Genomic DNA, 25,892 nt, shown 5'->3' with positions numbered 1-25,892 from the left:
CCTCAGCCCTTCAGCCCCGGGAAATCCGCCTCGGAGTACTCCACGCCGAAGCCGTCGGGATGGGTGCCCCCGCCATGCCGGAGCTCCTCATTGTGCCGCAGCTCCACACGGCGGATTTTGCCCGAGATGGTCTTGGGCAGCGCCGCGAATTCCAGCCGCCGGATCCGTTTGAACGGCGCCAGGTGTTCGCGGCAGTACCGCAGGATGTCCTCGGCCAGCTCCGGCCCCGGCTCCAGTCCGGGCACCAGCACAACATAGGCCTTGGGGACCGAAAGCTTGACCGCATCCGGCGACGGCACCACAGCCGCCTCGGCCACGGCGGGGTGTTCCAGCAGCACGCTCTCCAGTTCGAACGGCGAGAGCCGGTAGTCGGAGGATTTGAAGACGTCGTCGTCGCGGCCCACATAGGTGATGACGCCGTGTTTGTCACGACTGGCCATGTCGCCCGTGTGGTAGTAGCCGCCACGGAACGCCTCGGCGGTCCGTTCCGCGTCCCCGTAGTAACCCTTCATCAGCCCCACCGGCCGGGGGTCCAGGCGGAGGCACAGCTCGCCGTCGTTGGCTTCTTTCCCCGTGTTGGGGTCCACCAGCACTACGTCATAGCCGGGAAGCGGCCGCCCCATGGCGCCGATGGTGACCGGCTGGCTGGGCGTGTTGGCTACCTGGACGGTGGTTTCGGTCTGGCCGAAGCCGTCCCTGATGGTCTGGCCCCACGCGCGCTGGACCTGCTCGATCACTTCGGCGTTCAAAGGCTCGCCCGCGGAGACCACCTTGGTGGGCGGGGTCTTCAGCACTTTCAGGTCCGCCTGGATGAGCATCCGCCAGACTGTGGGCGGGGCGCAGAAGCTGGTGACGTGCTCGCGGTCCATCTGCTCCATCAGGGCGCGGGCGTCGAACCGTGCGTAGTTGTAGACAAATACGCACGCCTCCGCGATCCACGGGGCGAAGAAATTGGACCAGGCGTGTTTGCCCCAGCCCGGCGATGCCACGTTCAGGTGCACGTCGCCGGGTTCCAGGCCGATCCAGTACATCGTGGAGAGGTGCCCCACTGGGTACGAGGTGTGGGTGTGTTCCACCAGCTTGGCCTTCGATGTGGTTCCGGAGGTGAAATACAGCAGCAGCGTCTCGTCCGCCTGGGTGGGGGCGTCAGCCGTGAACGTGACTGCCGCCGTCGTCGAATCCGTGTACTGGAGGGCACCGGGGGTGCCGGCTGAACCGCCGCCGGCGCCGATTTCGATCAGGCGGTAATCGCCGGGAACGCCGGCAAATTTGCCGATGTTGGAACGTCCGACGGCGGCCCAGCCCGCCTCGCCGCGCTCCACGCGTTCGGCCAGGTCCTCCGGACCCATCAGGGTGGTGGTGGGGATCAGGACAATGCCCAGCTTGATGCCGGCCAGCATCAGCTCCCAGAGCTCCACCTGGTTGCCCAGCATGATGATCATCCGGTCCCCGCGGCGCATGCCCTGGCTTCTCAGCCAGGTGGCCACCTGGTTGGAACGGGCGGCCAGGTCCGCGAAGCTCCGGCGGGTGGCCGAACCGTCCTGCTCCACGATGACCAGGGCCGGATTGTTGGCCTTCTCAGGATCTGCGGCGATCTGATCGAACCAGTCGAGGGCAAAATTGAACTCCGTGAACCGCGGCCACACGAACTCGCGCCTGGCCTGGTGGTAGTCGGAATGCAGGGTCAGCAGGCGGTCGCGTGCCGCGCGGAAGTCATCGGTGACTGACAAGGGGACACCTTTCGTCCAGTGATGCGCATCACTAAGAATCCATCCCTGTGCAATATACTAGGACATCCAAGGGTTTGGAAGACCGAAGGGATATGAAGCGTGCAGCCACAAGGACGTGAGCGTGTTGTGACCGGAGCCCCGCCCTTCCCAGAGGCGGACCTGATGCACATCGTGGACCTCCTGCCCGCGGCGGAACGTGCGCGCTACCTGGAGATCCGGGCGTTCCTGCAGTCCACGGTGCGGCAGGCATCCATTGACTACTGGAACCGCGAGGAGTTCCCGTTCGGGCTACTGGCGGAGATGGGCAAGCACGGGCTTGGCACGTTGCAGACGGACGGCACGTCCAAGCTCTTCAAAGGCCTGATGTACGTCGAGGTGGCCAGGGCGGACGTTTCGCTGTCGGCCCTGGTGGGGATCCACAACGAACTGATCGTGGGAATGATCGACGCCCTCGGTTCGGAGGAACAGAAGCAGCGGTGGCTGCCTGGCCTGAGGAACTTTACCCAGCTGGGCGCCTTCGCCCTGACCGAGCCGGAGCACGGCTCGGATATCGCCGGCGGGCTGGAAACCTCCGCGCGGCTGGAGGGCGGCGAGTGGGTGATCAACGGCGCGAAGCGCTGGATCGGCTCCGGGACCATCGCGGACTTCGCGCTGGTGTGGGCGCGTGACGCAGCGGACGGGCACATCAAGGGCTTCATTGTGGAGACGGACCGCGCTGGGTACCGGGCAACCAAGATTGCCAACAAGATCGGCCTGCGGATCATGCAGAACGCGGACATTGTGCTGGACAACGTCAGGATTCCGGCGTCCAACATGTTGCCGGGCGCCACGGACTTCTCCAAAGCCAACGACCTCCTGCGGGATTCGCGCGCCTGGGTTGGCTGGCAGGGTGCCGGGATCCAGCTGGCCGCGTTCGACGTCGCCCGTTCCTACTCCCTGGAACGCAGGCAATTCGGCAAGGAACTGGCATGCTTCCAGCTGGTCCAGCAGCAACTGGCGGAGATCCTGGGCAACGCCTCCGCGTCACTGGCATTGATGGCCCAGCTCGCCCGGATCCAGACGGACGGCAAGCTGGAGATGGCGCAGGCGGCCATGGCAAAGTCCACGTGCACCCGGCTGGCCCGCGCGTCGGTGGCGATGGGACGGTCGCTGCTGGGCGGCAACGGGATCAGCTCGGACTTTGAAATGGGCAAGCTGTTTGGTGATGCCGAAATCCTCTATACCTATGAGGGCAGCTACGAAATCAATTCGCTGATTGTTGGCCGGGCCGTTACCGGAAAATCGGCCTTCGTCTAGCAATTCACGGGAAAAGAACTTAAGAAAAAACTGCCCTGGCCATGCTTTGCAGCACGGTCAGGGCAGTTGATCAGAACCTTAGAGCGGGCGAATATTCTCTGCCTGCGGGCCCTTGGGACCCTGGGTCACATCGAATTCGACTTTCTGGTTCTCATCCAGCGAGCGGTAGCCGCTGCTGGCGATTGCGGAATAGTGCGCGAAAACATCGGCGGATCCGTCGTCCGGAGCGATGAAACCAAAGCCCTTTTCAGCGTTGAACCATTTAACTGTGCCTGTTGCCATTGCTAACTTCCTTTGTAACCCTTTTCTGGTCCTGCTCGGACGGCAGGCAGACGCGGAGTCTGTAGTCCGCTGTCTCAAACCTAGGGGCTGCGCGGTGGGCGTGCAATAGCTGCAGTCATCAAGTGTCACCGCTGTTACAGAAGTGGTACGCGGGAATTGTCCACTGCGGGCTAGCGCATGCCCTCCCGGCGGATGGCCGTGGCGATCGCCGCGGAGCGGGTCTCCACACCGAGCTTGGCGTAGATATGCGCCAGATGGGTCTTGACGGTGGCCTCGGAGATGAAGAGCCGCTGGCCCAGTTCCCGGTTGCTGAGCCCCTCGGTCAGGAGGCTCAGCAGCTCCGCCTCCCGGGGCGTCAGGACCTCGTCGGGATTGCGCAGCTGCTGGAAGAGCCGGGAGGCCACGGGGGCGCTCATGACGCTCTTCCCTTGCACGGCACCGCGGATGGCGGCGAAGATTTCGTCCGGGGCGGCGTCCTTGAGGAGGTAGCCCATGGCGCCGGCGTCCACCGCCCGGACGATGTCCGCGTCGGAATCGTATGTGGTGAACACCAGGATGGCCTGCCGGCTGTTGCGCTGCCGCAGCTGCCTGATGGCCTCGATCCCGTCCATTCCGGCGCCCATGGCCAGATCCATCACCACCACGGCAGGGGAGTGGTGTTCCACCAGCCCCAGCGCTTCCTCGCCGGAGGCGGCCTCGGCCACCACGTCAAAGTCAGGCTGCGTACCCAGCAGTGCCTTGAGTCCGCTCCGGACCACCAGGTGGTCGTCCACCAGGAGGACAGTGATGGTAGTCATGCGTCCTCCGGTGTCATCTGCTGGCCAGGTGGCGCTGACTGCACCCGGGCCGGCACCTGTGCGGCCACGATGGTCCCTTCGCCGGGGGAACTTTCCACCGAGAATACCCCGCCCAGCTGCTCAACCCGCTGGCGCATTGCCCGCAGCCCGTAGCCTCCGGCGTCCGACGGCGGTGCTGCCGCCGACGGGTCAAAGCCCGTCCCGTCGTCGTAGATGTCAAGGGTGACCGAGTCAGGAAGGAACCCCAGCGTCAGGGTTGTGGTGGCGGCGTTTGCGTGCTGCTGGATGTTAGCGGCCGCGCTCTGGACCACCCGCAGCAGGGTGTGCCGGACTTCCGCAGGGACCTCCCTCGGTTCGCCGGTGACCAGGAGCCGGGCGTGCGGGACGTACTGGGCGGCCGCCTGGTGCAGGGCTTCGGGAAGCGGCGATGCGTCGAGGCCCGGGGAGGCGAGCTCGTGGACCAGATTGCGCGTCTCGGAGAGATTCCGGCGCAGCAGTTCCGTAGCCTGGTTGAGCTCCTGGCGCGATGCCTGGCCTGGCCACGAACGGTCAGCGGCCTCCAGGAGCAGCAGGCTGCTGGCCAGGCCCTGCGTCACGGTGTCGTGGATCTCTCGCGATACGCGCTCGCGTTCGGCGATGGTGCCGGCCAGGCGCTCGCTGGCCGCCAGCTGCCCGTGTGCCAGCGATACCTCCGCATGGAGACGGCGCTGCTCCGCGGCGTCGTGCTCGATCCGGTCATTGATCAGCGTAAGCATCACGCCGACGGCGAGCGGCCCCAGCAGCATCGCGAGGTCCGTCCCGTCGCTGAGCCGGAACAGCCCGACGGCGGTGGCGGCCGCCGTCGCGCCTGCCGCCACGTAACCCACGGCGCCCTTAAAGGCCGTCCGGCACAGGAAGAGGATCGCAAAGGAACACCAAGCGAAGCTGGGTGCGGCGATAACCAGCGCTGCCCAGACGGCCACAAACACGAGCATCCAGACCGCCCATGGGCGTCTCTGCCGGGCCAATACGGCGATGACGGCATACAGGGCGCACACCGCTCCTGCCAGGCCGAGGACCAGCAGGTTGTCCTGCAGGCTGTGCCGCATAGCATAGCGGACGGCCGAAGCGACGAGCAGGACAGCGAAGCCAAGGTGGACGGCGGTGTCGATCCGGCCGAACCGGCCAGGGGCGGCGGCCGGTCCAACAGGCAGGGCGCGTCCGGTGGTCAGCGAAGATCCGTCGGTCAGGGTTTTACGGGGAGTGGCTGGGGAGGGCATGGGGTCCGGTTCAGGTCAGGGGCGTTCCTATCCCATGCTATTGCCCGCGCCGTTGCTGGTCTCTCCGCCTTTTGGCTGATGCTGCTGGCCATCCGGGGGAGCGGGGCGCAGCCAAAGGCCCGATGTTTGTTCCGGCGGGGCCGGACAGGATGGATGGAGCCGATGCCCGTTCCAATGGATTCCGCCAGCGTGAGTCCAGCAACGTGCGTCCATCAACGTGAGTCCATCAACCCAAGGAGAAACACCGTGAAGAAGTCCAACAAGATTGCCGCCGCCGCTGCTGCCGCAGGAGCTTTGCTGCTGACGGGAGGGCTAACCGCTGCAGCCAACGCCGGGACCAGCCAGGCGGCGGCTCCCGCCGCGGTACCCGCCGTCGATATCCCGCAGGCGCCGCAGACCGTGGTGGCGCAGAACCGCATCACCGCGGGTGCCTCGGCCGATGCGGTCCGGGCAGCCCTTGCGAAATGCCAAGCTGACAAGCTGCCGTTCGTCACGGTGGCCCTGGTGGACAGGTTCGGCACCGTCCAGGCGCTCCTGCGCGGGGACAACGCCGCCGAGCACACGATCGAAGCAGCCCAGCAGAAGGCCTACACCGCGGCCGCTTTCGGCGCACCGACGAGCGAGCTGGCCAAGCGCGTCAACGGCAACGGGCCCAGCATCGCGGACCTCCCCGGCACCCTGTTCCTGCCCGGCGGCGTCCCGCTCAAGGTCAATGGTGTGTCCGTGGCAGGCATCGGCGTGGGCGGTGCCCCCGACGGCAACCTGGACGAAGCCTGCGCCACCGCCGGCGCCGAGGCCATCGCCGCTGCAGCTGCCGGCTCAGGCAAGTAGGCTCGGCTCCATGAGGCGGTTCAGGACCTGGCGCCGGGCACGCAGGGCGGCGGCAATTCTCTTTCTGGCGGGTGGTGTATCAGTTTGCCTGGCCGCCTGCCAGACGGGTCCCGGCGAGCCGCAACGGCAGGATTCGCCGCCGTCGTCCGTCCTGGGCAGCCCCGGCAGCCAGCCCCCGTCCGGACCGTCAGCTTGGCCGGGTACGTCCCCGCCTGCTTCCACCGCAACGGCAGCCACCAAACCACCAGCCCTGTCCGCCGAGGCCCAGACCCGGCTCGACCAGGAGCTTATCGCCGCCGCGAAGGCCAACAATGTGGCGCTGGCTGGTGAGCTGATCGGCCGCGGCGCCAACGTGAACGCCAAGGACGCCATCAAGGACTCGGCCTTCCTCTACGCCGGGGCAGAGGGCTTCAACGAGATCCTGCAGCTGACGCTCGCGAACGGAGCAGATGTTGCCAGCACCAACCGTTTCGGCGGCACAGCGTTGATTCCCGCGAGTGAACACGGCCACGTGGAAACGGTCCGGATCCTTATTGCCGCCGGAGTTCCCGTGAACCATGTCAACGACCTGGGCTGGACCGCCATGCAGGAAGCCATCCTGCTGAACAACGGCGGGCCACGGCAGCAAGACGTAGTCCGGCAGCTGCTGGCTGCCGGTGCGGACCCGGGCATACGCGATCCCCAAGGCCGGACGCCGTTGGAGAATGCGGAGCGGCTGGGCTTCGGCGAGATCGCTGCCCTGATCCGTGCCCGCTGACACAGGGCTAAAGCACGTCCTCGAACAACTCCACATATTTCCGCGTCATCGCCTCCGCGCTGAATCTGGTTTCGACGGCGGACCGGCAGTCATGCCGGTCCAGGCCGGACGCACGCTGCAGGCAGCTGGCCAGTGCATCGGTACTCGCGGCGAGGAAACCGGTGACTCCGTGCTCGATGATTTCCGGTGCGGAGCCCCGCGGAGTGGCCACAACGGGGGTGCCGGCGGCCAGCGCCTCGATCATGACCATTCCAAAGGGTTCGTCCCACTGCACAGGGTTGAGCAGCGCGACGGCATTGCCCAGCAGGGCGAACTTTCCGTCTGCGTCCAGTTCTCCGAGGAACTCTTCATCAGGCCCGAGCAAGGGAGCGACCACGGAGCGGAAATAATCCACTTCCGCCGGGTCGCTCATTTTTGCGGCGATCTTGAGCTGAATTCCCGCTCTGCGGGCCACCGCGATGGCCTCAGCGATGCCTTTGCACGGCGCCATTCGGCCCAGAAAACACGCGTAGCCACCAGCTCCGGCACCGGGTGGAACAGTTGCGGGATCGATGCCGTGGTGGATGACCCGTCGGATTCTCACATCCGGGGCGCTGTTGGCCTGGTGCTGCGAGATGGCCACCAGTGACACGTCCCGGCTGAAGGCTTCATATACCCGGCACAGCTCCGGCCGCATGTCCGAATGAATGGTGCTGACCACTGGAATCCCGGGTGGGCGGTGCCGGTACAACGGTCCCGCCAGGGTGTGGTCATGGATGATATCGACGTCGACCAGTTCGGCGTAGGCCCTGATCACGTGCGGCAACTCAGAGCTCGTTCTGCCCATGGCGGCACGCTCCGCCGGAGCGAAGCCGCCGATTCGTTCCACCGGGCAGGTGCTGTCGGCCGCCGCGGCAAGCACAACGCTGTGCCCGGCCGCCGCCAGCGAGGTGGCCAGCGCATGGATCATCGCCTCCGTTCCGCCGTAGCCTAGGGGCGGGACGGGGAGCCATGGTGGAGCTATCAGTCCTATCCGCAAGATGCGCGCTCCTGTTCGGGGTTTAGCCCGTCTTGTCCAGCTTCTCGGCGAGCTCAACCAGATCGGCAAGGGGGGGACGTGTCCCGCGGTGGAACGTCATCCCCGGCGGGAGCCCCTCGATCGTGGCCTGGCTGCCGGTCACGTCGATGGTGATCCGGCCATCGCCTATGGGGCAGTTGGTGATGTGGACCCGGCCCCAGGACTCCGGCAGCACAGGGTCCATCCACATACCGTTCATGGAGACGTGGGGGTCATACCGCAGCAGTGTGCGCAGCAAATGCACCGGGGTGGTGGCAGCCCAGGCCTGGGGCGAGCAAGCCGTCGGGTAAGGCACCGGTTCCGGGAAATCAGCGCGGTCAAATCCGCAGAACAATTCAGGCAAGCGGTGGTCCGTGAAATCCGCCGCCTCAATAAGTCCGCGGGCAACCCGCTGGGCCTCGTCCACAAATCCGTACCTCATCAGGCCCGTAGCAATCATCGCGTTGTCATGCGGCCACACGGATCCGTTGTGGTAGCTCGCCGGGTTGTAGGCACCCATGTCCGTGGCCAGGGTGCGGATCCCCCAGCCGCTGAACATTTCCGGCGACATCAGGCGGGCAGCCACCAGCGGCGCCTTGTCGGCGTCGATAATCCCGTTCCACAAGCAGTGCCCCATGTTGGAGGCACAGGCATCCACGGGTCTCTTGTCCCGGTCCAGGGCGATGGCGTAGTAGCCACGGTCCGGCAGCCAGAACTGTTCGTTGAACTGCTTTTTAAGCCGCGCCGCGCGTTCCCGCAACTCCCGCGCCAAAGCCAGGTCTCCGGCGTCGTACGCCATCCACGCCCGGGCGATGTAGGCGCCGTACACGTAACCCTGCACTTCGCAGAGGGCGATCGGCGGCTCTGCCATGCGGCCGTCCGCGAAATTTATGCCGTCCCAGGAATCCTTCCATCCCTGGTTGATCAGCCCCTGGTTGTTGAGCCGCTGATATTCCACAAAGCCGTCGCCGTCGCTGTCCCCGTAATCCCTGATCCATTCCAGCGCCCTGTCAGCGTTGGGCAGCAGTGCGGCCACCTGGTCCGCGGCGAGCCCCCAGCGGCTGACTTCGCCGAGCAGCGTGACGAACAACGGCGTGGCATCGGCCGTGCCGTAATAGGCGGACTTGCCGCCCAGTGCCAGGCCCGTGCTGACGCCCAGCCGGACCTCATGGAGGATCCGGCCGGGCTGCTCTTCGGTCAGCGCGTCCACCGCGTTGCCCTGCCTTTCGGCCAGCGTCTGCAAGGTGTCCAAGGCCAGCGACGGGTCCACAGGCAGCGCCATATAGGACGAGAGAAGCGAATCGCGGCCGAAGAGGGCCATGAACCATGGAGCACCCGCTGCGACGACGGTCCGGTCCGGATGCAGCGGGTCCTCGATCTGGAGGGCGCCGATGTCATCATGGCTGCGCTGCAGGGTGCGGGCAATCGACACGTTGCTGACGTACATCGCGGGGATCTTCCGGATCCACTCCTGGCGCCGTATTTCCGCAGGCGAGGTGCCGGTTGCCTGGCGCTGGAAGGGCGCGGGCGTTTCGGCTGTGTCCAGTAGCGGCGACACCGTCACCCTTGTGCGCCACTGGCCGTGCGGCGGCACCACGGTGCGGTAGCCCAGGCCTTCGTGGCTAAAAGTCGCGTCGGGAGCCTGGAGTACAACCCCCTTGTGTATTCCCCGCCAGACGCCTTTGATGGTGAGGGAGTCGCCTTCCGGGTGCCGGGACTGGTCCCAGTATCGGATGATCCGGGCGTCTTTCACCTCAAAGAGGTCCGCGAAGTCCGCGTCCATCGCCAGCTCCAGCACGCACACGGCAGGCTCGCGGGAATGGTTCCGGACGGTGATCTCTTCCTGGATGCCCGCGCCCACCTCGCGGTTTCGTTCCACGATCAAAGGGCTGTCCGCATGGCCGGCTGACCGGCCCGGACGACCTATGAAGACGGCCCGGTACGGTTCGAGGGCACGGGCGGCCAGCGGCTCCAAAGTCACATCATTGACCGTCAGTCTCCAGCGGGAGACGATGCGGGTGTCCTCATGGAACACGCCATGGGGGCGGTCGGAGTACATGTCGCCGGCAAGACCGGAAATGCAGAAGTTCGAGCCATCCACGAGTGTCACCGTGGCCCCCAGAGGGCCAGCCGCGGTGTCAGCATTCCATCCAGCCATCCCTGGCTCCTTTGACGCTCATCCTGTAAGCAACGCTGCGGGGCCCGTTCCTGTGGATCCCGCGGTGGATCAGAAGGGCTGCCGCCGCGGATCAATCAGTCGTGGGATCTTCGTCCTCGTCGGCTCCAACGGAGCCTGATGGGCAACAAATCTGTGATGGCCGACCTCCATCAGGAGCACGTTGGTTCTATGACCCTACGCTTGTGGTTCTGTGGACGCTAGGTGCGGAACCCACCACGTATCCCTAGACCGCTTCGAGGACGCTGACGTAGTTGGCAATGCCTACACCGCCCATGTTCTGGACGGCGGCGCGGCGAGGGCTGGCGAGCTGCATGTCGCCAGCCGTCCCGGTGAGCTGCATGGCGGCGATGACGTGCTGGGATACGCCGGTTGCACCCACGGGGTGGCCCTTGGCCTTGAGTCCGCCGGAGACGTTGATGGGCAGCTTCCCGTCCTTGAAGACCCAGCCTTCCTGCACAGCGCGGGCGCCCTGGCCGGGTTCGGTCAGTCCCATGGCCTCGTACATCAGCAGTTCGGCGATGGTGAAGCAGTCGTGGACTTCGGCGAAGTCCAGGTCTTCAAGCCCGACGCCGGCCATCCCCAGCGCGCGCTGCCAGGACATGCGCGTGGCGGCGAAAGCCGTAGGATCCCGGCGTTCAGCCGGGAAGAAGTCGTTCGCCTGGCCGAAGCCGGCGAGCCGCACCAGCGCTGTGGCCCCGCCGGTTGGCGACGTGCTGAGCACAACGGCAGCGGCGCCGTCGGACACGGGGGAGCAGTCGGTGCGGCGCAGCGGATCGGCCACCATGGGGTTCTTGTCCGAGACGGTGCGGCAGAACTCCTCGCCGAGGTCCTTGCGGAGCTGGGCATAGGGGTTGTCGACGCCGTTGCGGTGGTTCTTGGCCGCGATGGAGCCCAGCACGTCGCCCAGCTGTCCGTCGCCGCGACCGTAGCGCTTTTCGTAGTGCTTGGCGACGTCCGCGAACAGGCCCGTAAAGCCGGTGGTGGACGTCTGGCCGGCCATGTCGTAGTCGGCGCCCAGCAGGGCGGCCCCCACAACGTCGGCGCCGGCGTGGGTCATCTTCTCGGCGCCGATCACCAGCACGGTCTTCGCCGTCCCGGCAAGCAGCGACTTGGTGCCCTGCTGGAACGCGGCCGACCCGGAGGCGCAGGCGTTCTCCACACGCGTGGCGGCGACGTTGGCCAGCTGGTCCGAGACCTGCAATGCCAGCGAGGACGGGAACGCCAGCGGCATCATGCCGGAGTTGAACTGGCCCAGGTAGATCTCATCGATCTGGCCGGGCTCGATCCCGGCGTTGCTGATTGCCTCGGTGGCCACCTGGACGATCAGGGACTCAAGGGTCTCGTCCGTGAGCTTGCCGAACCGGCTGTGGCCCCAGCCGGTGAGCAGGACATCCTTGCCGAACTGTTCCTTGAGGCTCATGCCTCTACTCCCGCAGTTTCAAGCTCGACGTCGAATGCGGCTTCGGTCTTTTCGCGGATTTCCTCCACTGTGACCCCCGGCGCAAGGCGGGTCAGCGTGAGCTGCCGCCCGCCGTCGTCGTCCGATTTCACGATGTCGAAAACGGCGAGATCGCTGATGATCCGGTCCACGCAACGCAGGCCGGTGAGCGGCAGGGTGCACTCGGTGACGATCTTGGCCGTGCCGTCCTTGGCGTTGTGCTCGGTCAGGACCACCACGCGCGGCGTGCCGGCCACGAGGTCCATGGCGCCGCCCATGCCCTTGACCATTTTGCCGGGGATGGTCCAGTTGGCGAGGTCGCCGTTGCCGGAGACCTGCATGGCGCCCAGGATGGCCACCTTGACGTGGCCGCCGCGGATCATGCCGAACGATGTGGCGGAGTCGAAGATGCTGCCGCCGGGCAGGACCGTGACGGTCTGCTTGCCGGCGTTGATGAGGTCGGCGTCTTCGTCGCCCTCATAGGGGAACGGGCCCATGCCGAGCAGGCCGTTTTCGCTCTGCAGGACCACGCGGACGCCGTCGGGCAGGTTGTTGGCCACCAGCGTGGGGATGCCGATGCCCAGGTTCACGTAGTCGCCGTCGTGCAGTTCCTCGGCCGCGATGGCAGCCATTTCATCCCTGGTCCAGGCCATGGGGTTCTCCTTGGGGTTAGAAGTATGCGGGGGCTTAAGTGTTCGTTCGCGCTGCGGGGTGGGGCGGGCGAGTGGCGTTCACGCGGGGACTGTTGCCGCTTCCCGGGGGCGGACGGTGCGCTGTTCAATGTCCTTGACCCGGCCGCTCGCCTGGACCAGGTGCTGGACGTATACGCCCGGGGTGACGATGTGGTTGGGATCCAGTGCGCCGGGCTCCACGATGACTTCGGCTTCGGCGATGGTCACCAGGCCGGCGGTGGCCACCACGGGGTTGAAGTTCCGGGCCGTGTAGCGGTAGATCAGGTTGCCGTCCGTGTCCGCGGTGTGCGCGTGGACCAGCGCCACGTCGGCCCGGATGGCGCGCTCCTGGACGTACGTTTCGCCGTCGAACTCTGCGAGCGGTTTGCCTTCGGCGACCAGGGTTCCGACGCCGGTCTTGGTGTAGAAGGCGGGGATGCCGGCGCCGCCGGCACGGAGGCGCTCGGCCAGGGTGCCCTGCGGCGTGAACTCCACCTCAAGCAGGCCCGCGAGGTACTGCTCGGCGAAGAGTTTGTTCTCGCCCACATACGATGCGATCACCTTGCGGACCTGGCCGGCTTCGATCAGCACGCCCAGGCCTTTCCCGTCCACGCCCATGTTGTTCGACACCACGGTCAGGTCGCGCACACCGGAATCACGCACGGCCTCGATGAGGTCCGCCGGGATGCCGCCCAGGCCAAAACCGCCGACGGCGAGCGTCATGCCGTCCTGGAGCACTTCCGCCAGGGCCGCGGCGGCGTTGGATTTCAGTTTGGACATTCCGTCTCCTCATCATCGAGCGTGCAGAGCCATTCAGGTCCTCCACGTTGTGGACGCTGGGCCTGAAGAAGGAGCCTAGGGTGCTCAAGAAAGTTGGTCAACGGCGTAATTCTGCCCGCAAGGCAGATATTTCACAGCGTGGACGCTAGGCTTTGAGGTGTCCACATTGTGGAGGATTTCTTGAGAGTTGGTGATCCGAATGAAGAATCCAGTCCAAGGGGCTCAGGTGGTGGGCCGCGTGGCATCACTGCTCCGGCTTGTCGGCCGGAAGCCGGAGGGCAGCTCGATTGCCGGGCTGGTCCGGGAGTCCGGGCTGACGCGCCCCACCGTCCACCGGCTCCTGGCCTCCCTTGCCGCGGAGGGCCTCCTGGACCACGATGCCCGCAGCGGAAACTGGATCCTGGGCCCTGAGATTTTCCTGCTGGGATCAGTGGCGGCGGCCCGCTTCCCGTTTGAGGACCTGGCGCGGCCAAGCCTCCGCCGGCTGGCGGAGGAGACCGGCGAGAGCGCGTTCTATTCCATCCGCAGGGGCCAGGAGACGGTCTGCGTGCTGCGGGAAGAGGGCAGCTTCCCGGTACGTTCCTTCGTGCTGCACGAGGGAGTCCGATTTCCACTGGGTGTGGCCTCGGCCGGGACCGCCATCATGGCGTTCCTCCCGGATGAGGAACAGGAAGCCATCCTGTCCGGCTGGGACCAGCACGCCGGCAGTTTCGCGGCGGGCCACAGCATGGACGTGGTGCGCAGGAATCTGGAACGGACCCGGCTGCATGGATTCGCAGTGAATCCCGGCCTCGTGCTGGAAGGCAGCTGGGGAATGGGGACGGCCGTGTTCGACCAGCTGGGCAGGCCCGTGGGCGCGCTTTCACTCACCGGCATCGAACCCCGGTTCCGGCCGGAACGGCAGGGGTTCCTCGGCAAACTGCTGATGGAGGAAGCCCACCGGATCAGCACCACACTGAGTTCAACACTGACCGGCCGCTGAATCCACGGTCGTCGCCGCTGAGTTTCCCCGGCTTAGGGAAGGAACGACGACGGCGCGCCGCGTTTTCGGGGCGACGCGCCGCCGTCGTGCCCCAAAAGTGGGGAATTCCAGCGTTGTGTGGAGCGCTTACTTCCACCACGTATCGAAGATGGTGACCGGCACGGTGCGCTTGTGGCGTGTGCGGAGGTACTTCTGTTCGATCAGCTCGGCCGCCGCTTCGGGGATCTCCCGGCCTTCGAGGTAATCATCGATCTGGTCGTACTTGATTCCCAGTTCGTCCTCGTCGGTGCGTCCGGGCCTGCCGTCCAGGAGGTCGGCGGTGGGTACTTTTTCCCAGACACGGGCAGGGGCGCCCAGCTCGGCCAGCAGTTCGCGGTTCTGGCGTTTGTTGAGGCCGAACAGGGGCAGGATGTCCGCGCCGCCGTCGCCGAATTTAGTGAAGAACCCGGTGACGGACTCTGCGCCGTGGTCGGTGCCGATCACCAGGTAGTTGTGCTCCCCGGCCAGCGCGTACTGCGCGATCATCCGCGTGCGGGCCTTGGTGTTGCCCTTGTGGAAATCGGAAATCCCGTTGCCCACCGTCTTCTCGAATTCGTTCTCGAAGCCATCCACGGCGGCGGAGATGTTGAAGGTCCATTCCGTCTTGGCCTGGATGAAGTCCAGGGCGGCCTGGGCGTCGTCCTCGTCGTGCTGGACGCCGTACGGAAGGCGGACCGCCACGAAGTTGGCCTCCACGCCTTCGGCATCAAGCTCCTCCACGGCCAGCTGGGCCAGTCTGCCGGCGAGGGAGGAGTCCAGCCCGCCCGAGATGCCCAGGACAAAGCCCTTGGTGTGGGTTGCCCGGAGGTAATCCTTCAGGAAATCCACCCGCTTGCGCACCTCCCCGAGGGGGTCGATCCGGGGCTGCACGCCCATTTCTTCGATGATGGTGGCTTGGAGTTCGCGCATGTGATCCAGCCTAGTCAGCGCTGTCAACAACGCTCAACTGTGTCCACCCGAACCACCCACGTGTCCACCCGAACCACTCACAGCCCGGCGCGAACGGACACTTGGGGCCCGGACCTACAGCGCTGCCGGTGCCGCTCCCGTTGAACCGCGGACGGTGAGATGCGTAGGCATCAGCGACCGGCTGCGGCTGCCACCGCCCGCCAGCGGGTTGAGCTGGGCCAGGAGCATGGACACTGCTACGCGGCCTGCTTGTTCGATAGGGGACGTCATGGTGGTCAGCGGGGGATTGCAGAAGTCCGCGCCAAAGATGTCGTCGCAGCCCACCACGCTGATGTCCTCCGGGACCCGGATGCCGCGTTCGCGCAGCCGCTGAAGCATGCCGATGGCGATGAGGTCGTTAAAGGCAATGCAGGCGGTGACGCCGGAGTGCACGGCCGCATCGGCTGCGGCGGCACCTGATTGTGTCTTGGGGGCGAACGGTCCCAGCCTGCGCACGTCCACGCCGCGGTCCTCGGCGGCGGCCGCCAGGGCTGTCCAGCGAAGGGTGCTGGATTGGGACGTGAGTGGACCGGCCATGTAGGCGATGCGGGTGTGGCCGAGGGAAATCAGATGGTCCAGCGCCTGGCTGGTGGCGGAGGGAGTGTCAATCACGACGGCGGGAACGCCGGCTACGTCGCGGTTGATGGTCACCATGGGAATCCTGGCTGCGGCGGCCAGCAGCGCCTCATCGCTGAGCCTGGACGCGGCGACGATGATTCCGTCAGCGCTCTTGCGCAGCTGCTCCATGGTGGAGGCCTCCACTTCGTCGGACTCTTCGGTGTCCACGAGCAGCTGCGTGTAGCCGGCTGCCTTGAGCTGCAGCTGGGTGCCACGGATGAGATCGAAATAGAAGGGGTTGGTGATGTCGGGCACCAGGACGCCGACGGCGCCGGTGCGGCCGGAGCTCAGGGCTTTAGCTTGGCTGTTCGGCGTGTAGTTCAGCTCGGCCGCCGCCGCTTCGATGCGGGCGCGGGTTCGGATGTTGACCCGGTCCGGAGTGGAAAGTGCGCGGGACACGGTGGACGCGGCCACACCGCAGATCGCGGCGATGTCGTGGATGGTGGCAGGACGGTCTGTTCCGGCTGCTTGCATCGCCATGGCGCGCTCCTCACTGAACGGGATGACTGGGGGCTTGTGACGGTTGCCACAGCCCTATAGCTCCTAGATTGCCACAGCCTGCAATCATTTGGCAATCGGTTGTCATTGACAGTTGACGTGTCTAGACTTAGGGCAGCACTTGTTTGTGAACTGAGTCACCCGCGCGCCGGAGCGGCACCTAGGCTGTCCCGTCGCGGGCATACCTAAGGAGATTCCCGTGACCGAAGCAACAACCGCAGCAACAAGCACTGCCTGGACGCTCTCAGGATTCGGCGACGAGGTGGATACGGACCCCGCCATCCAGGCTGCTGTCCTGCTGGCGCTCGGCGCGAACTACATCGAAGTTCGCAGCGCCTGGGGCGTCAACGTCTCAGAAATGACGTCTGAGCAGGTAGCTGACCTCAAGGAACTCTTGGACGCCAAGGGCTTGAAGGTCTCAGCCGTGGCCAGCCCCATCGGCAAGGTGGACATCAGCCTGCCCGTGGAGCACGAGGTGGAGCGCCTTCGCCAGATCATCTCCGTAGCCAAGGGCCTGGATACCAAATACATCCGGATCTTCTCCTACTTCCGGAGTGAAGCCCAGACGCCGGAGGAAATCCGCGACGACGTCCTCACGCGCATGCGGGCACTGGCCGCTGAAGCCGAAAGCGCCGGCGTCGTACTCCTGCACGAGAACGAAAAGGACATCTACGGCGATACGCCGCAGCGCGTCCTGGACATCATGGAGTCCGTGGACTCTCCCGCACTGAGGATCGCCTGGGACAACGCCAACTTCGTCCAGGTAGGCGTCCGCCCCTACACCGATGGCTACGCCATGCTCCGCCCCTACCTCGAATACCTCCAGGTCAAGGACGCCATCATGGCTACGGGCGAGGTTGTGCCTTCCGGCCACGGCGACGGCGAACTGGACGCCACCATTGCTGCCCTGAAGGCGGACGGTTACGCAGGCTTTGCCTCACTCGAACCCCACCTCGCCAGCCACCACAAGCTGGGCGGCTTCTCCGGTCCGGTTGCCTTCGGCATGGCCGCGCGCGCCTTCGCGGTCCTTGCTGCCAAGAACGGAATCGAACTTTCGTGACCGGCCTCAAGGCCGCAGTTATTGGCTGCGGTGATGTGTCGGCAGTGCACTTTGAGGCCATCGCAAAGCTCGATGGCGCGCGGCTGGCTGGGGTCTGCGACTTGGATCCCGGCCGCCTTGCGGCCGCCGTGGCCGCCTACGGCGTCCCGGGTTTCCCCGATCATCTCAGCCTGATCGAGGCCGTCGGACCGGATGTTGTGCACATTACGACGCCGCACAACATGCACGCCACCATCGCCGTGGACTGCCTTGAACGCGGCGTGAACGTCATTGTCGAAAAGCCGCTCGCGCATACGCTTGAAGAAGGCCGCCGGCTGGTGGAGGCCGCCAAGGCGGGCACTGCCAAGATTGCCGTCTGCTTCCAGAACCGCTACAACGCCACCTCGCAGGCCATGCACGCACTGCTTTCCTCCGGCGAGCTAGGCGCGGTAGTAGGGGCGTCAGCAACGGTGCTGTGGCACCGCAATGCCGACTATTACCGCAGCCGGCCCTGGCGCGGCACCTGGGAGGGTGGCGGCGGCGGGCTCATGATGAACCAGGCCATTCACACCGTTGACCTGGTGCAGTGGCTGCTGGGCGACGTCGTTTCGTTGTCCGGCAATGCGGCCACCAGGTTCCTGGGCGAAACCATCGAGGTGGAGGACACTGCGGAATTTGTTGCCGAGCACGCCAACGGTGCGCGGAGCGCCTTCTATGCCACGCTGGCCAACGCCGTCAACGCCCCGGTTACGCTGGACATTGTCACGGAAAAAGCGACTCTCAGTCTTCGTGGGGACTTGACGGTCACTTATGCGAACGGCCGGGTTGAAGTGGTTCCCGAGCGTGTGGTGGAGACCGGCGGACGTGCCTACTGGGGCGTCTCGCACGAACTGCTCATCAGTGAATTCTATGCCCGCCTCGGTGACGAGGGCCCGTTCTGGATCGACCCTGGAGCAGCGGAAAAATCCCTGAGGATCGTCAAGGAAATTTACCGCCAGAGCTACCCGGACGCGGCGGAGAAAGTTTCCTGACCGCTTCACGGCAACCGGTTGAAGTCGCTTAGAACGTTTCATTCGCGGGCTTCGAAAATATAAGTTGCAACAAAATTGACAATCGGTTGCCAAGACTGGCAATTATGCGTACTCTGAATCTCGAACGTCGGTGTGTCCAACGCCACACCGGCCGGAATTCGCAACTCTCACGTTCCACAGATCCAGGAGCCAACAATGAAGTTAGGTCCCAAAGCGGCAGCAGCCGCTCTTATCACCAGCGCGGCCCTCGCGCTGACAGCCTGCGGCGGCGCCCCAGGCGCCAATAACCCCGGCGCCCCTAAAACGACCACCCTCACACTGGGCGCCGTTAGAGACATGACTTCCTGGGACCCCGCGCAAGCGCATGTGGGCCACGTCCTGCAGCCCTACCAGGCAGCCTACGACTCCCTGCTCCTGCGGGAACCGGATGGCAAGCTCAGCCCTATGCTGGCCACCGCGTGGAAGTACAACGACGCGGACACTCAGCTGACCGTTGACCTCCGCACAGACGTGACCTTCAGCGATGGCGCCAAGTTCGACGCCGAGGCTGCCAAGGCAAACCTGGACCACTTCAAAAAGGCCAATGGCCCGCAGATGGCCCAGCTCACCGCCGTCTCGGACGTGAAGGTGGTGGATGCCGATACCATCGAGCTCAACCTCGCCACTCCTGACCCTTCTCTGGAGTTCTACCTAAGCCAGGCCGCTGGCCTGATGGGCAGCCCCAAGGCCCTGGGCACCGAAAGCATCAAGACCGAGCCCGTGGGCAGCGGCCCGTACGTCATGGACAAGGCGGCCACGGTTAAGGACTCACAGTCGGTGTTCACGGCCCGCAAGGATTACTGGAACAAGGACAATCAGAAGTTCGAGAAACTCACCCTCAAGATCCTGACTGACCCGACCGCCCGGACCAACGCCTTGGTGTCGGGACAGGTGGACGCTACGTTGCTAGATCCCAAGACCGGTAAGCAAGCCGAGGGCAGGAAGATGAAGCTGGTCACCAACCAGGTGGACTGGCAGGGACTGTTGCTCCTGGATCGGGACGGCGCCAAGAATGCCCCCCTCAAGGATGTGAAGGTCCGTCAGGCCATTAACCACGCGTTCGACCGCAAGACGATCCTCGATCAGGTACTGCTGGGACAGGGCAGTCCGACGTCCCAGCCCTTCGGCAAGGAGAGCGGCGCGTGGGTGGAGGAACTTGAAAACAAGTACCCTTATGACCCGGCGAAGGCGAAGGCCCTGCTGAAGGAAGCCGGCTACGAAACCGGCGTGACCCTTGAGGTTCCGTCCGTTCCGGGCTTCGAAACCCAGCTCGCGGTGCTGAAGCAGCAGCTGTCGGACGTGGGGATCACCCTGAACGTCGGCGCAGCGATTACAAACACGTTCACGAGCGACGTCGCAGCCCAGAAATTCACCACCATGTACTTCTCGCTCTTCCAGGGGGAGCCGTGGGTGGCCATCAACCAGATTGTCTCCACGAAGGCGCTGTACAACCCGTTCAAGAACACCACTCCTGAGCTGCAGGCCAAGATCGACGCGGTGCAGAGCGGCGGCGAAAAAGCGGACGAGCTCGCCAAGGAAGTTAACAGGTACGTCGTGGAGCAGGCCTGGTTCGCCCCGCTGTTCCGGGTAAACCAGATGTACTACCACAACGACAAGGTCACTGTAACGCCCCAGATCCAGCAGGCCGTCCCGTCCATCTACAACTACTCGCCGGCCAAGTAAGACCCGGGTCAGGAAGCAACATAAACCGGCGCAGGTCCGGCAGCCCGACCACCACGGTGGCGGGCTGCCGGACCGGGCTGCCGGACCAGGCAGTCAAACCATGCCAGTTCAATGGAGCCAGCAATGATCACATTCATCCTTAAACGCCTAGGCAGCGGAATAGTAGTCCTGTTCGCCGTCTCGATCCTCGTTTTTTCCCTTCTTTACGTATCGAGCGGCAGCATTGCCCGGAACATCGTCGGAGACCAGGCCACGCCCGAGCAGGTAGCGCTGAAAGAAACAGAGCTCGGGCTGGATCAGCCCATTCTTACCCGCTATCTGGACTGGGTTGTCAACGCGCTGCAGGGAGACCTGGGAGCATCCTGGTTCACCTCTGAACCGGTGGCCGACGCCCTCGCCACCCGCATTCCGGTCACCATGACCATGGTGGTGGCAGCCATGCTCCTTATTTCCATCATCGCTACCCTCATCGGCGTTGCCGCAGCAGTGAAGCGTGGCTGGGTGGACCGGACGGTCCAGGTCGGCGCCATCATCGGCGACTCCATTCCCGGTTTCGTCATCGGCATTATCCTCGTCACCATCCTGGCCATCCAGATGGGCCTCTTCCCCGCCACCAGCACCATTTCCCCGGGTGCCGGAGCAGACGCCTGGGTGCTCTCGCTGACCCTGCCCGTCATAGCCCTCCTGATCAACGGCGTGACCGGCGGTGCCCAGCAGATCCGCAGCGCCGTGATCAAGCAGTTGGAACGCGACTACGTGCGGACTCTCCGCAGCCGCGGGATCCAGGAGCGGGAGATCCTTTTTAAGCATGTCCTGCGCAGCGCTGCCCCGGCGGGGCTTACAGTCCTCAGCCTGCAGCTGATCGGCATGCTCGGCGGCGTGGTCATCATCGAGCAGATTTTCGCCCTTCCCGGCATGGGCCCCCTTGCCGTGGCCGCCACCGGCCAGAGCGACCAGCCCGTGGTCATGGGCGTTGTTATGTACACCGTCGCCGTTGTCATCTTTGTCAATCTCATCGTTGACCTGCTCAACGGTTGGCTCAACCCGAAGGTGCGTGCCTCGTGAGCGAGTCCGTCGAAACCTCAGCCCTGACGCCGCTTCCCGGTACGACCGGCCAGACCGGTACCGTGGTCCGGTCCACGGTGCTCAAGCGTCTCTTCAAAAACCCCCTCGGCATTTTATCGATGATCATCCTGCTGACCATGGGTCTCCTAGCCGCGTTCGCCGATGTCCTGGCGCCGTTCGAGGAGAACTTTGCAAACATTTCAAAGACCCTCGCCGCCCCGGACTCCGTCAACATCCTCGGCACGGACAGCTCCGGGCGCGACGTCTGGAGCCGGCTTCTCTTTGGTGCGCAGCTGACGCTGCTCTCCGCGTTGCTGTGTGCCGCCGTTGCGATCGCGATTGGCCTGCCCGCGGGCCTGATTGCGGGCTACTACGCGGGCAAGTTCGAAGCTATGTCCAACTGGGTTGTCAGCATCCTCATGAGCCTTCCCGGCCTGATTGTGCTGCTGACTGTGCGTGCAGCCTTCGGGCCGTCGGTCTGGATTGCCATGCTCTTCCTGGGCATACTGCTGAGTCCCTCCTATTTCCGCCTGACACGATCTGCTGTGCAATCGGTCCGCAACGAGCTCTATGTCGACGCGGCCCGGGTCTCCGGGCTCTCTGACCTGAGTATCATCACCCGCCATATCTTCTCTGTGGTGCGGGCCCCTATCATCATCCAGACGGCGGCGATTGCCGGAGTTGCCATCGCCATCCAGTCAGGCCTTGAGTTCCTGGGCCTGGGTGATCCGTCAAAGGCATCCTGGGGCGTGATGCTCAGCGAGGGATTCAAGAACGTTTATCTCACGCCCAGCCTGCTCTTCTGGCCCGCGTTTGCCATGGCACTGACCATTGGTGCCTTGGTCCTTCTTGGGAACGCTATCCGCGATGCTTTGGAAGACCAAGAGAAGATCAAGCACCGCAGGAAGAAAGCACATGAGGCGGAAGACGCTGCGTCGGCCAGCGCCGCCAAGGCAGCAAGCAAGACTGTCGCCGCCGTCGAGGCCGGAACCGAACACCACCTGGTCAAAGTGACCAACCTGGGCGTCGGGTACCCGCAGGCGGACGGATCGGTCAAGAAGGTTGTTGATGACGTCTCCTTCCACGTTGACCGCGGCGAAATCCTTGGCATCGTGGGCGAGTCCGGTTCGGGCAAGTCCCAGACGGCCTTTTCCATCCTGGGCCTGCTGCCGGATACTGCACGCATCGTGGGCGGTGCCATCCAGTTCGATGGCAACTACACGGTGGCTCCCGGCGAAGACAACGTCAGCCAGGAACGGCTCTCCAAGCTGCGCGGCAAGCGGATTTCCTACATCCCGCAGGAACCCATGAGCAACCTGGACCCGGCCTTCACCGTCGGCTACCAGCTGGTTACCCCCATGGTGCGGGTCTTGGGAATCTCCAAGTCTGAAGCCACGAAGCGCGCCATGAAGCTGCTCTCCGACGTCGGCATTGTCAACCCGGACCGGACCTTCAAGGCTTACCCGCACGAGGTCTCCGGTGGCATGGCCCAGCGTGTGCTCATCGCCGGCGCCATCAGCTGCGAACCGGACCTCATCATTGCCGATGAGCCCACCACGGCACTGGACGTCACTGTGCAGGCCGATGTGCTGGACCTCATCCGCGACCTCCAGCGCCGGCTCGGCGTCGGCGTCATCCTGGTGACCCACAACTTTGGTGTTGTGGCTGACCTCTGCGACCGCGTTGTGGTCATGCAGAACGGACGGCTCGTGGAGGAAGGCCCCGTGCGGGACATACTGCGCGAACCGGAGGAACGCTACACCCAGACCCTGCTGGCTTCGATGCTCGAAGGCAAAGAACCGATGTCCATGCTGGTGCCATCGAGTGCTAAGGAGAACGTACTGTGACAGAAACTGCAGCCTTGGGCGCCGCGTTATCAGCGCCGGCACGTGAAGGACTCCTTCGGGTCGAGAACCTGGTGGTGGAGTACGCCGGCAAGGGGTTCCGGGCAAAGAAATTCCGTGCCCTGACGGACATCAACATCAGCATCGGCCATGGGGAGACCCTGGGCCTGGTGGGGGAGTCGGGCTCCGGCAAGACCACCCTGGGCCGGGCAGTGCTGGGGCTCGCGCCCGTAAGCGGTGGCAAGGTCACCTTCGAGGGCAAGGACATCAGCCAGGCCACCCGCAAGCAGCGCCGTGTCCTGAGCCGAGACATGCAAGTGGTCTTCCAGGATCCGTACACGTCGCTCAACCCTGCCCTGGAGATCGGCGACATCCTTGCCGAGCCCTTGGGCGTGCAGGGCATGGAGCAGGCAGCAGCCAAGAAGCGCGTCAGAGAGCTCCTGGACCAGGTAGGCCTGCCGTCGGACGCCATCCACCGTCTCCCGCGGGAGTTCAGCGGCGGCCAGCGCCAGCGCGTGGCCATCGCCCGCGCCCTGGCACTGTCGCCGAAACTCATCGTCTGTGATGAGCCGGTCAGTGCCCTGGACCTCTCCACGCAGGCCCGTGTCCTGGATCTGTTCCTGCAGATCCAGAAGGACACCGGCGTGTCCTACCTGTTTGTCTCCCACGACCTTGACGTGGTCCGCCACATCAGCCACCGTGTAGCCGTGATGTACCGTGGAGAAATCGTGGAGCAGGGGCCGGCAGAGATCGTCACGCGCAACCCCGACCACCCCTACACGCAGCGGTTGCTGCTCGCTTCACCCGTGCCGGATCCGGACCGCCAGGAGAAGCGCCGTGCCGAACGTCACCGGCTGCTCGAAGAACAGCGCCAGCAGAACGAGCAAGCGGCTGCCCTTGCCTAGGGCTCATGCCCGAACTAACTCAACAGCAACAACTATGGAGGAATAACGTGGCCAAAATTGGCGTACAGGCAATGATGCTGAAGGACAGCTTCACCGAAATCGGGGCGTTCGAAACCCTCCGTAAGGTCAGCGACATCGGCTACAACGCCGTCGAGATCTCCCAGATCCCGATGACGCCGGAAAACGTCGCTGAACTGGACCGCTCCCGCAGCGAGCTGGGCATGGACATCGCGGCCCTGTCCGTGGCCATGGAGACACCCAAGGGCCGGCCCGGCGATTCCCTGGCGGAGCACTTTGACAAGATCGTGGATGACGCAAAGAGCCTGGACTCGAAGCTGTTGCGGATCGGTATGCTGCCGTTCGAGGCAATGACGTCCATCGGCGCGGTAATTGACTTCGCCAAGCAGGCCAACGAATACGCCGAACGGCTGCAGGAGCAGGGCCTGGGCCTGTACTACCACAACCACCACATCGAGTTCGCGAAGTTCGACGGCAAATTCATGCTGGACATCATTGCGGAGAACTCCCCGGCCATGGGCATGGAAATCGACGTGCACTGGGTACAGCGCGGCGGCCTGGACCCAGTCCGCACGCTCGAAAAGTACGCCGGCCGCACCGCTATGGTGCACCTGAAGGACTACCGGATCGGCCAAATGCCGGAGTCGGCCATGGGGCTGCTGAATTCAGGGGACTTCGTTGGATTCATGACGGAGTTCAAGAACGTTGTCCAGTTCGCCGAAGTGGGCGAGGGCAACCTGGACTTCGCTTCCATCATCCCGGCCGCGGAGGCTGCCGGCGCGCAGTACCTGCTGGTGGAGCAGGACGAACTCTATGGCCGCACGGTCTGGGAAGCGCTGCAGACCTCCTACGACAACCTGGTTGCCTTGGGGCAGTCCGAGCTCTTCTAAGCGGACCCACTTCCACAATCTGGTTTCGACAAGCTCAACCAACAAAAAGGACAAATAACTGTGAGCAAGAAAGTACGCCTCGGCATCATCGGCCTGGGCCAGCAGGGCGGCGCTTACGCCAAGTTCATCACAGACGGCATGGTCCCCAACATGGTGATCGGCGCTATCTGCGACACCGATCCGGCCAAGAGGGAACTTGCCTCGGCCACGTACCCGGACGCTCCCTTCTATGACGACTACATCGCGATGCTGGAAAGCGGCGACGTTGACGCCGTCGTGACCTGCGTGCCGCACTTCCTGCACCCGGAAATGGGCATCGAGACCCTCAAGCGCAACATCCATGCGCTGGTGGAGAAGCCGGCCGGCGTCTACACCAAGCAGGTCAAGGAACTGAACGAGTTCGCTGCCAGCAAGCCGGAACTCTCCTTCGGCATCATGTTCAACCAGCGCAACAACCCGCTGTACAAGAAGCTCAAAGAGATTGTGGAAAACGGCGAGATCGGCAAGATCCGCCGCAGCAACTGGATCATCACCAACTGGTGGCGTCCGCAGGGCTACTACAACTCCAGCGAATGGCGCGCGACGTGGGGCGGCGAAGGCGGCGGCGTCCTGGTCAACCAGGCACCGCACCAGCTGGACCTGTGGCAGTGGATCTGCGGCGTCCCGAAGTCCGTCTACTCCAAGGTTTCCTTCGGCTTCCGCCGCGACATCGCCGTCGAAGATGAAGTGACTGCGGTGGTTGACTACGGAGACGGCGTTACCGGCGTTTTTGTCACCGCCACGCACGACCTGACCGGGACCGACCGCTTCGAGATCCTGGGCGACCAGGGCAAGATCGTGGTCGAGGGCAGCAAGACCGCCACCGTGACGCGCTTGCACAAGCCCGAGCGCGAACTCAGCGACGGCATGGGCATGGACGATGTCCGCAAGCTCTTTATGGGCGAGTTGAACCCGGAGGAGTACTACACCACCGAGGTCATCGAGTTCGAGTCCGCCTGGGGTGCACAGCACTCAGGTGTCCTGGAGAACTTCGCCGCCAACATCCTGGACGGCACGCCGCTGCTCGCTCCGGGCTCGGACGGTATAAACGGTGTCCGCCTGGCCAACGCCATCCACCTCTCCGCATGGACCGGTAAGGAAGTTGGACTGGACTTCGACGAGAACGAGTTCCTCGCCGAGCTCAACAAGCGCATCGCCGAAGAGGGCAAGTTCCCCCAGCGCGCGTAACCTCCTGAGG

Annotated in this window: 23 protein-coding genes; 12 read left to right on the top strand and 11 right to left on the bottom strand. The window is 64.6% G+C overall.

From position 1 onward, the window contains the following. Positions 1-2: 2 nt before the first annotated feature. A complete protein-coding gene (locus ACX80M_RS09470; protein WP_252614001.1) occupies positions 3-1,730 on the bottom strand; it encodes an AMP-binding protein in 1,728 nt (575 codons plus the stop codon). Between the two features lie 162 nt (positions 1,731-1,892). Here ACX80M_RS09470 and ACX80M_RS09465 point away from each other — a divergent pair, with 162 nt between their 5' ends. Next, entirely contained in the window at positions 1,893-3,026 is a 1,134-nt protein-coding gene (locus ACX80M_RS09465) for an acyl-CoA dehydrogenase family protein (RefSeq protein WP_252602778.1), read from the top strand. Between the two features lie 78 nt (positions 3,027-3,104). Here ACX80M_RS09465 and ACX80M_RS09460 read toward each other — a convergent pair whose 3' ends face one another. From ACX80M_RS09460 to ACX80M_RS09450, 3 genes are all read right to left on the bottom strand, one after another. Continuing rightward, entirely contained in the window at positions 3,105-3,308 is a 204-nt protein-coding gene (locus ACX80M_RS09460; RefSeq protein WP_013599688.1) for a cold-shock protein, read from the bottom strand. 170 nt (positions 3,309-3,478) lie between these two features. Next, positions 3,479-4,105, bottom strand: coding sequence for a response regulator (locus ACX80M_RS09455; protein WP_252602747.1), 627 nt, complete (start codon positions 4,103-4,105; stop codon positions 3,479-3,481). Then, complete coding sequence (locus tag ACX80M_RS09450; protein ID WP_252610061.1) at positions 4,102-5,364, bottom strand: sensor histidine kinase; 1,263 nt, start codon at positions 5,362-5,364, stop codon at positions 4,102-4,104. Before ACX80M_RS09450 ends, ACX80M_RS09455 begins: the two co-directional genes overlap by 4 nt. 246 nt (positions 5,365-5,610) lie before the next feature. Here ACX80M_RS09450 and ACX80M_RS09445 point away from each other — a divergent pair, with 246 nt between their 5' ends. Together ACX80M_RS09445 and ACX80M_RS09440 are read left to right on the top strand one after the other, a co-directional pair. Further along, positions 5,611-6,195, top strand: a complete 585-nt coding sequence (locus ACX80M_RS09445; protein WP_252602752.1) for a GlcG/HbpS family heme-binding protein — start codon at positions 5,611-5,613, stop codon at positions 6,193-6,195. A gap of 10 nt (positions 6,196-6,205) precedes the next feature. Further along, a complete protein-coding gene (locus tag ACX80M_RS09440) occupies positions 6,206-6,952 on the top strand; it encodes an ankyrin repeat domain-containing protein (protein WP_459309441.1) in 747 nt (248 codons plus the stop codon). A 7-nt stretch (positions 6,953-6,959) separates the two neighbouring features. Here ACX80M_RS09440 and ACX80M_RS09435 read toward each other — a convergent pair whose 3' ends face one another. The 5 genes from ACX80M_RS09435 to ACX80M_RS09415 all read right to left on the bottom strand — a co-directional run bounded on the left by ACX80M_RS09435 (position 6,960) and on the right by ACX80M_RS09415 (position 13,056). Next, on the bottom strand, positions 6,960-7,970 hold the full coding sequence (locus ACX80M_RS09435; RefSeq protein ID WP_459309440.1) for a glycosyltransferase family 4 protein: 1,011 nt from the start codon (positions 7,968-7,970) through the stop codon (positions 6,960-6,962). A gap of 22 nt (positions 7,971-7,992) precedes the next feature. Continuing rightward, entirely contained in the window at positions 7,993-10,146 is a 2,154-nt protein-coding gene (locus ACX80M_RS09430; RefSeq protein ID WP_252602761.1) for an amylo-alpha-1,6-glucosidase, read from the bottom strand. A 244-nt stretch (positions 10,147-10,390) separates the two neighbouring features. Further along, positions 10,391-11,587, bottom strand: a complete 1,197-nt coding sequence (locus ACX80M_RS09425; RefSeq protein WP_252602763.1) for an acetyl-CoA acetyltransferase — start codon at positions 11,585-11,587, stop codon at positions 10,391-10,393. After that, entirely contained in the window at positions 11,584-12,258 is a 675-nt protein-coding gene (locus tag ACX80M_RS09420) for a CoA transferase subunit B (protein WP_459309439.1), read from the bottom strand. The genes ACX80M_RS09425 and ACX80M_RS09420 overlap by 4 nt, the downstream gene beginning before the upstream one ends. Before the next feature lie 78 nt (positions 12,259-12,336). Beyond that, entirely contained in the window at positions 12,337-13,056 is a 720-nt protein-coding gene (locus ACX80M_RS09415) for a CoA transferase subunit A (protein ID WP_252613996.1), read from the bottom strand. A gap of 199 nt (positions 13,057-13,255) precedes the next feature. Between ACX80M_RS09415 and ACX80M_RS09410 the strand changes: the two genes are divergently transcribed. Beyond that, the gene (locus ACX80M_RS09410; protein ID WP_252602772.1) at positions 13,256-14,038 is read left to right on the top strand and encodes an IclR family transcriptional regulator; all 783 of its coding nucleotides are present in this window, start codon (positions 13,256-13,258) and stop codon (positions 14,036-14,038) included. Between the two features lie 126 nt (positions 14,039-14,164). Here the strand turns inward: ACX80M_RS09410 and nadE are convergent, their stop codons facing one another. After that, positions 14,165-14,986, bottom strand: coding sequence for an ammonia-dependent NAD(+) synthetase (gene nadE / locus ACX80M_RS09405; RefSeq protein WP_252602126.1), 822 nt, complete (start codon positions 14,984-14,986; stop codon positions 14,165-14,167). A 114-nt stretch (positions 14,987-15,100) separates the two neighbouring features. After that, on the bottom strand, positions 15,101-16,117 hold the full coding sequence (locus ACX80M_RS09400; RefSeq protein ID WP_252602232.1) for a LacI family DNA-binding transcriptional regulator: 1,017 nt from the start codon (positions 16,115-16,117) through the stop codon (positions 15,101-15,103). 223 nt (positions 16,118-16,340) lie between these two features. Between ACX80M_RS09400 and ACX80M_RS09395 the strand changes: the two genes are divergently transcribed. From ACX80M_RS09395 to ACX80M_RS09360, 8 genes are all read left to right on the top strand, one after another. Continuing rightward, a complete protein-coding gene (locus ACX80M_RS09395; protein WP_459309438.1) occupies positions 16,341-17,201 on the top strand; it encodes a sugar phosphate isomerase/epimerase family protein in 861 nt (286 codons plus the stop codon). Continuing rightward, positions 17,198-18,211 (top strand): Gfo/Idh/MocA family protein, encoded by a 1,014-nt coding sequence (locus ACX80M_RS09390; protein WP_459309437.1) that lies wholly within the window; start codon positions 17,198-17,200, stop codon positions 18,209-18,211. Before ACX80M_RS09395 ends, ACX80M_RS09390 begins: the two co-directional genes overlap by 4 nt. Before the next feature lie 195 nt (positions 18,212-18,406). Then, on the top strand, positions 18,407-19,933 hold the full coding sequence (locus ACX80M_RS09385) for an ABC transporter substrate-binding protein (RefSeq protein ID WP_459309436.1): 1,527 nt from the start codon (positions 18,407-18,409) through the stop codon (positions 19,931-19,933). A gap of 123 nt (positions 19,934-20,056) precedes the next feature. Further along, positions 20,057-20,998: an ABC transporter permease gene (locus tag ACX80M_RS09380; RefSeq protein WP_252602138.1), complete on the top strand. Its 942-nt coding sequence runs from the start codon at positions 20,057-20,059 to the stop codon at positions 20,996-20,998. Then, positions 20,995-22,845, top strand: coding sequence for a dipeptide/oligopeptide/nickel ABC transporter permease/ATP-binding protein (locus ACX80M_RS09375; RefSeq protein WP_252602141.1), 1,851 nt, complete (start codon positions 20,995-20,997; stop codon positions 22,843-22,845). Before ACX80M_RS09380 ends, ACX80M_RS09375 begins: the two co-directional genes overlap by 4 nt. Continuing rightward, positions 22,842-23,747, top strand: coding sequence for an ATP-binding cassette domain-containing protein (locus ACX80M_RS09370; protein ID WP_252602144.1), 906 nt, complete (start codon positions 22,842-22,844; stop codon positions 23,745-23,747). The genes ACX80M_RS09375 and ACX80M_RS09370 overlap by 4 nt, the downstream gene beginning before the upstream one ends. Before the next feature lie 47 nt (positions 23,748-23,794). Further along, entirely contained in the window at positions 23,795-24,655 is an 861-nt protein-coding gene (locus ACX80M_RS09365) for a sugar phosphate isomerase/epimerase family protein (RefSeq protein WP_252602147.1), read from the top strand. A 60-nt stretch (positions 24,656-24,715) separates the two neighbouring features. Then, positions 24,716-25,882 (top strand): Gfo/Idh/MocA family protein, encoded by a 1,167-nt coding sequence (locus ACX80M_RS09360; protein WP_252602150.1) that lies wholly within the window; start codon positions 24,716-24,718, stop codon positions 25,880-25,882. The last annotated feature ends 10 nt before the right edge of the window (positions 25,883-25,892 follow it).

The organism is Pseudarthrobacter sp. MDT1-22, assembly GCF_054511035.1.
The sequence above is the reverse complement of the archived record's forward strand: the minus strand, read 5'-3'. Positions and strand labels throughout refer to the sequence as shown.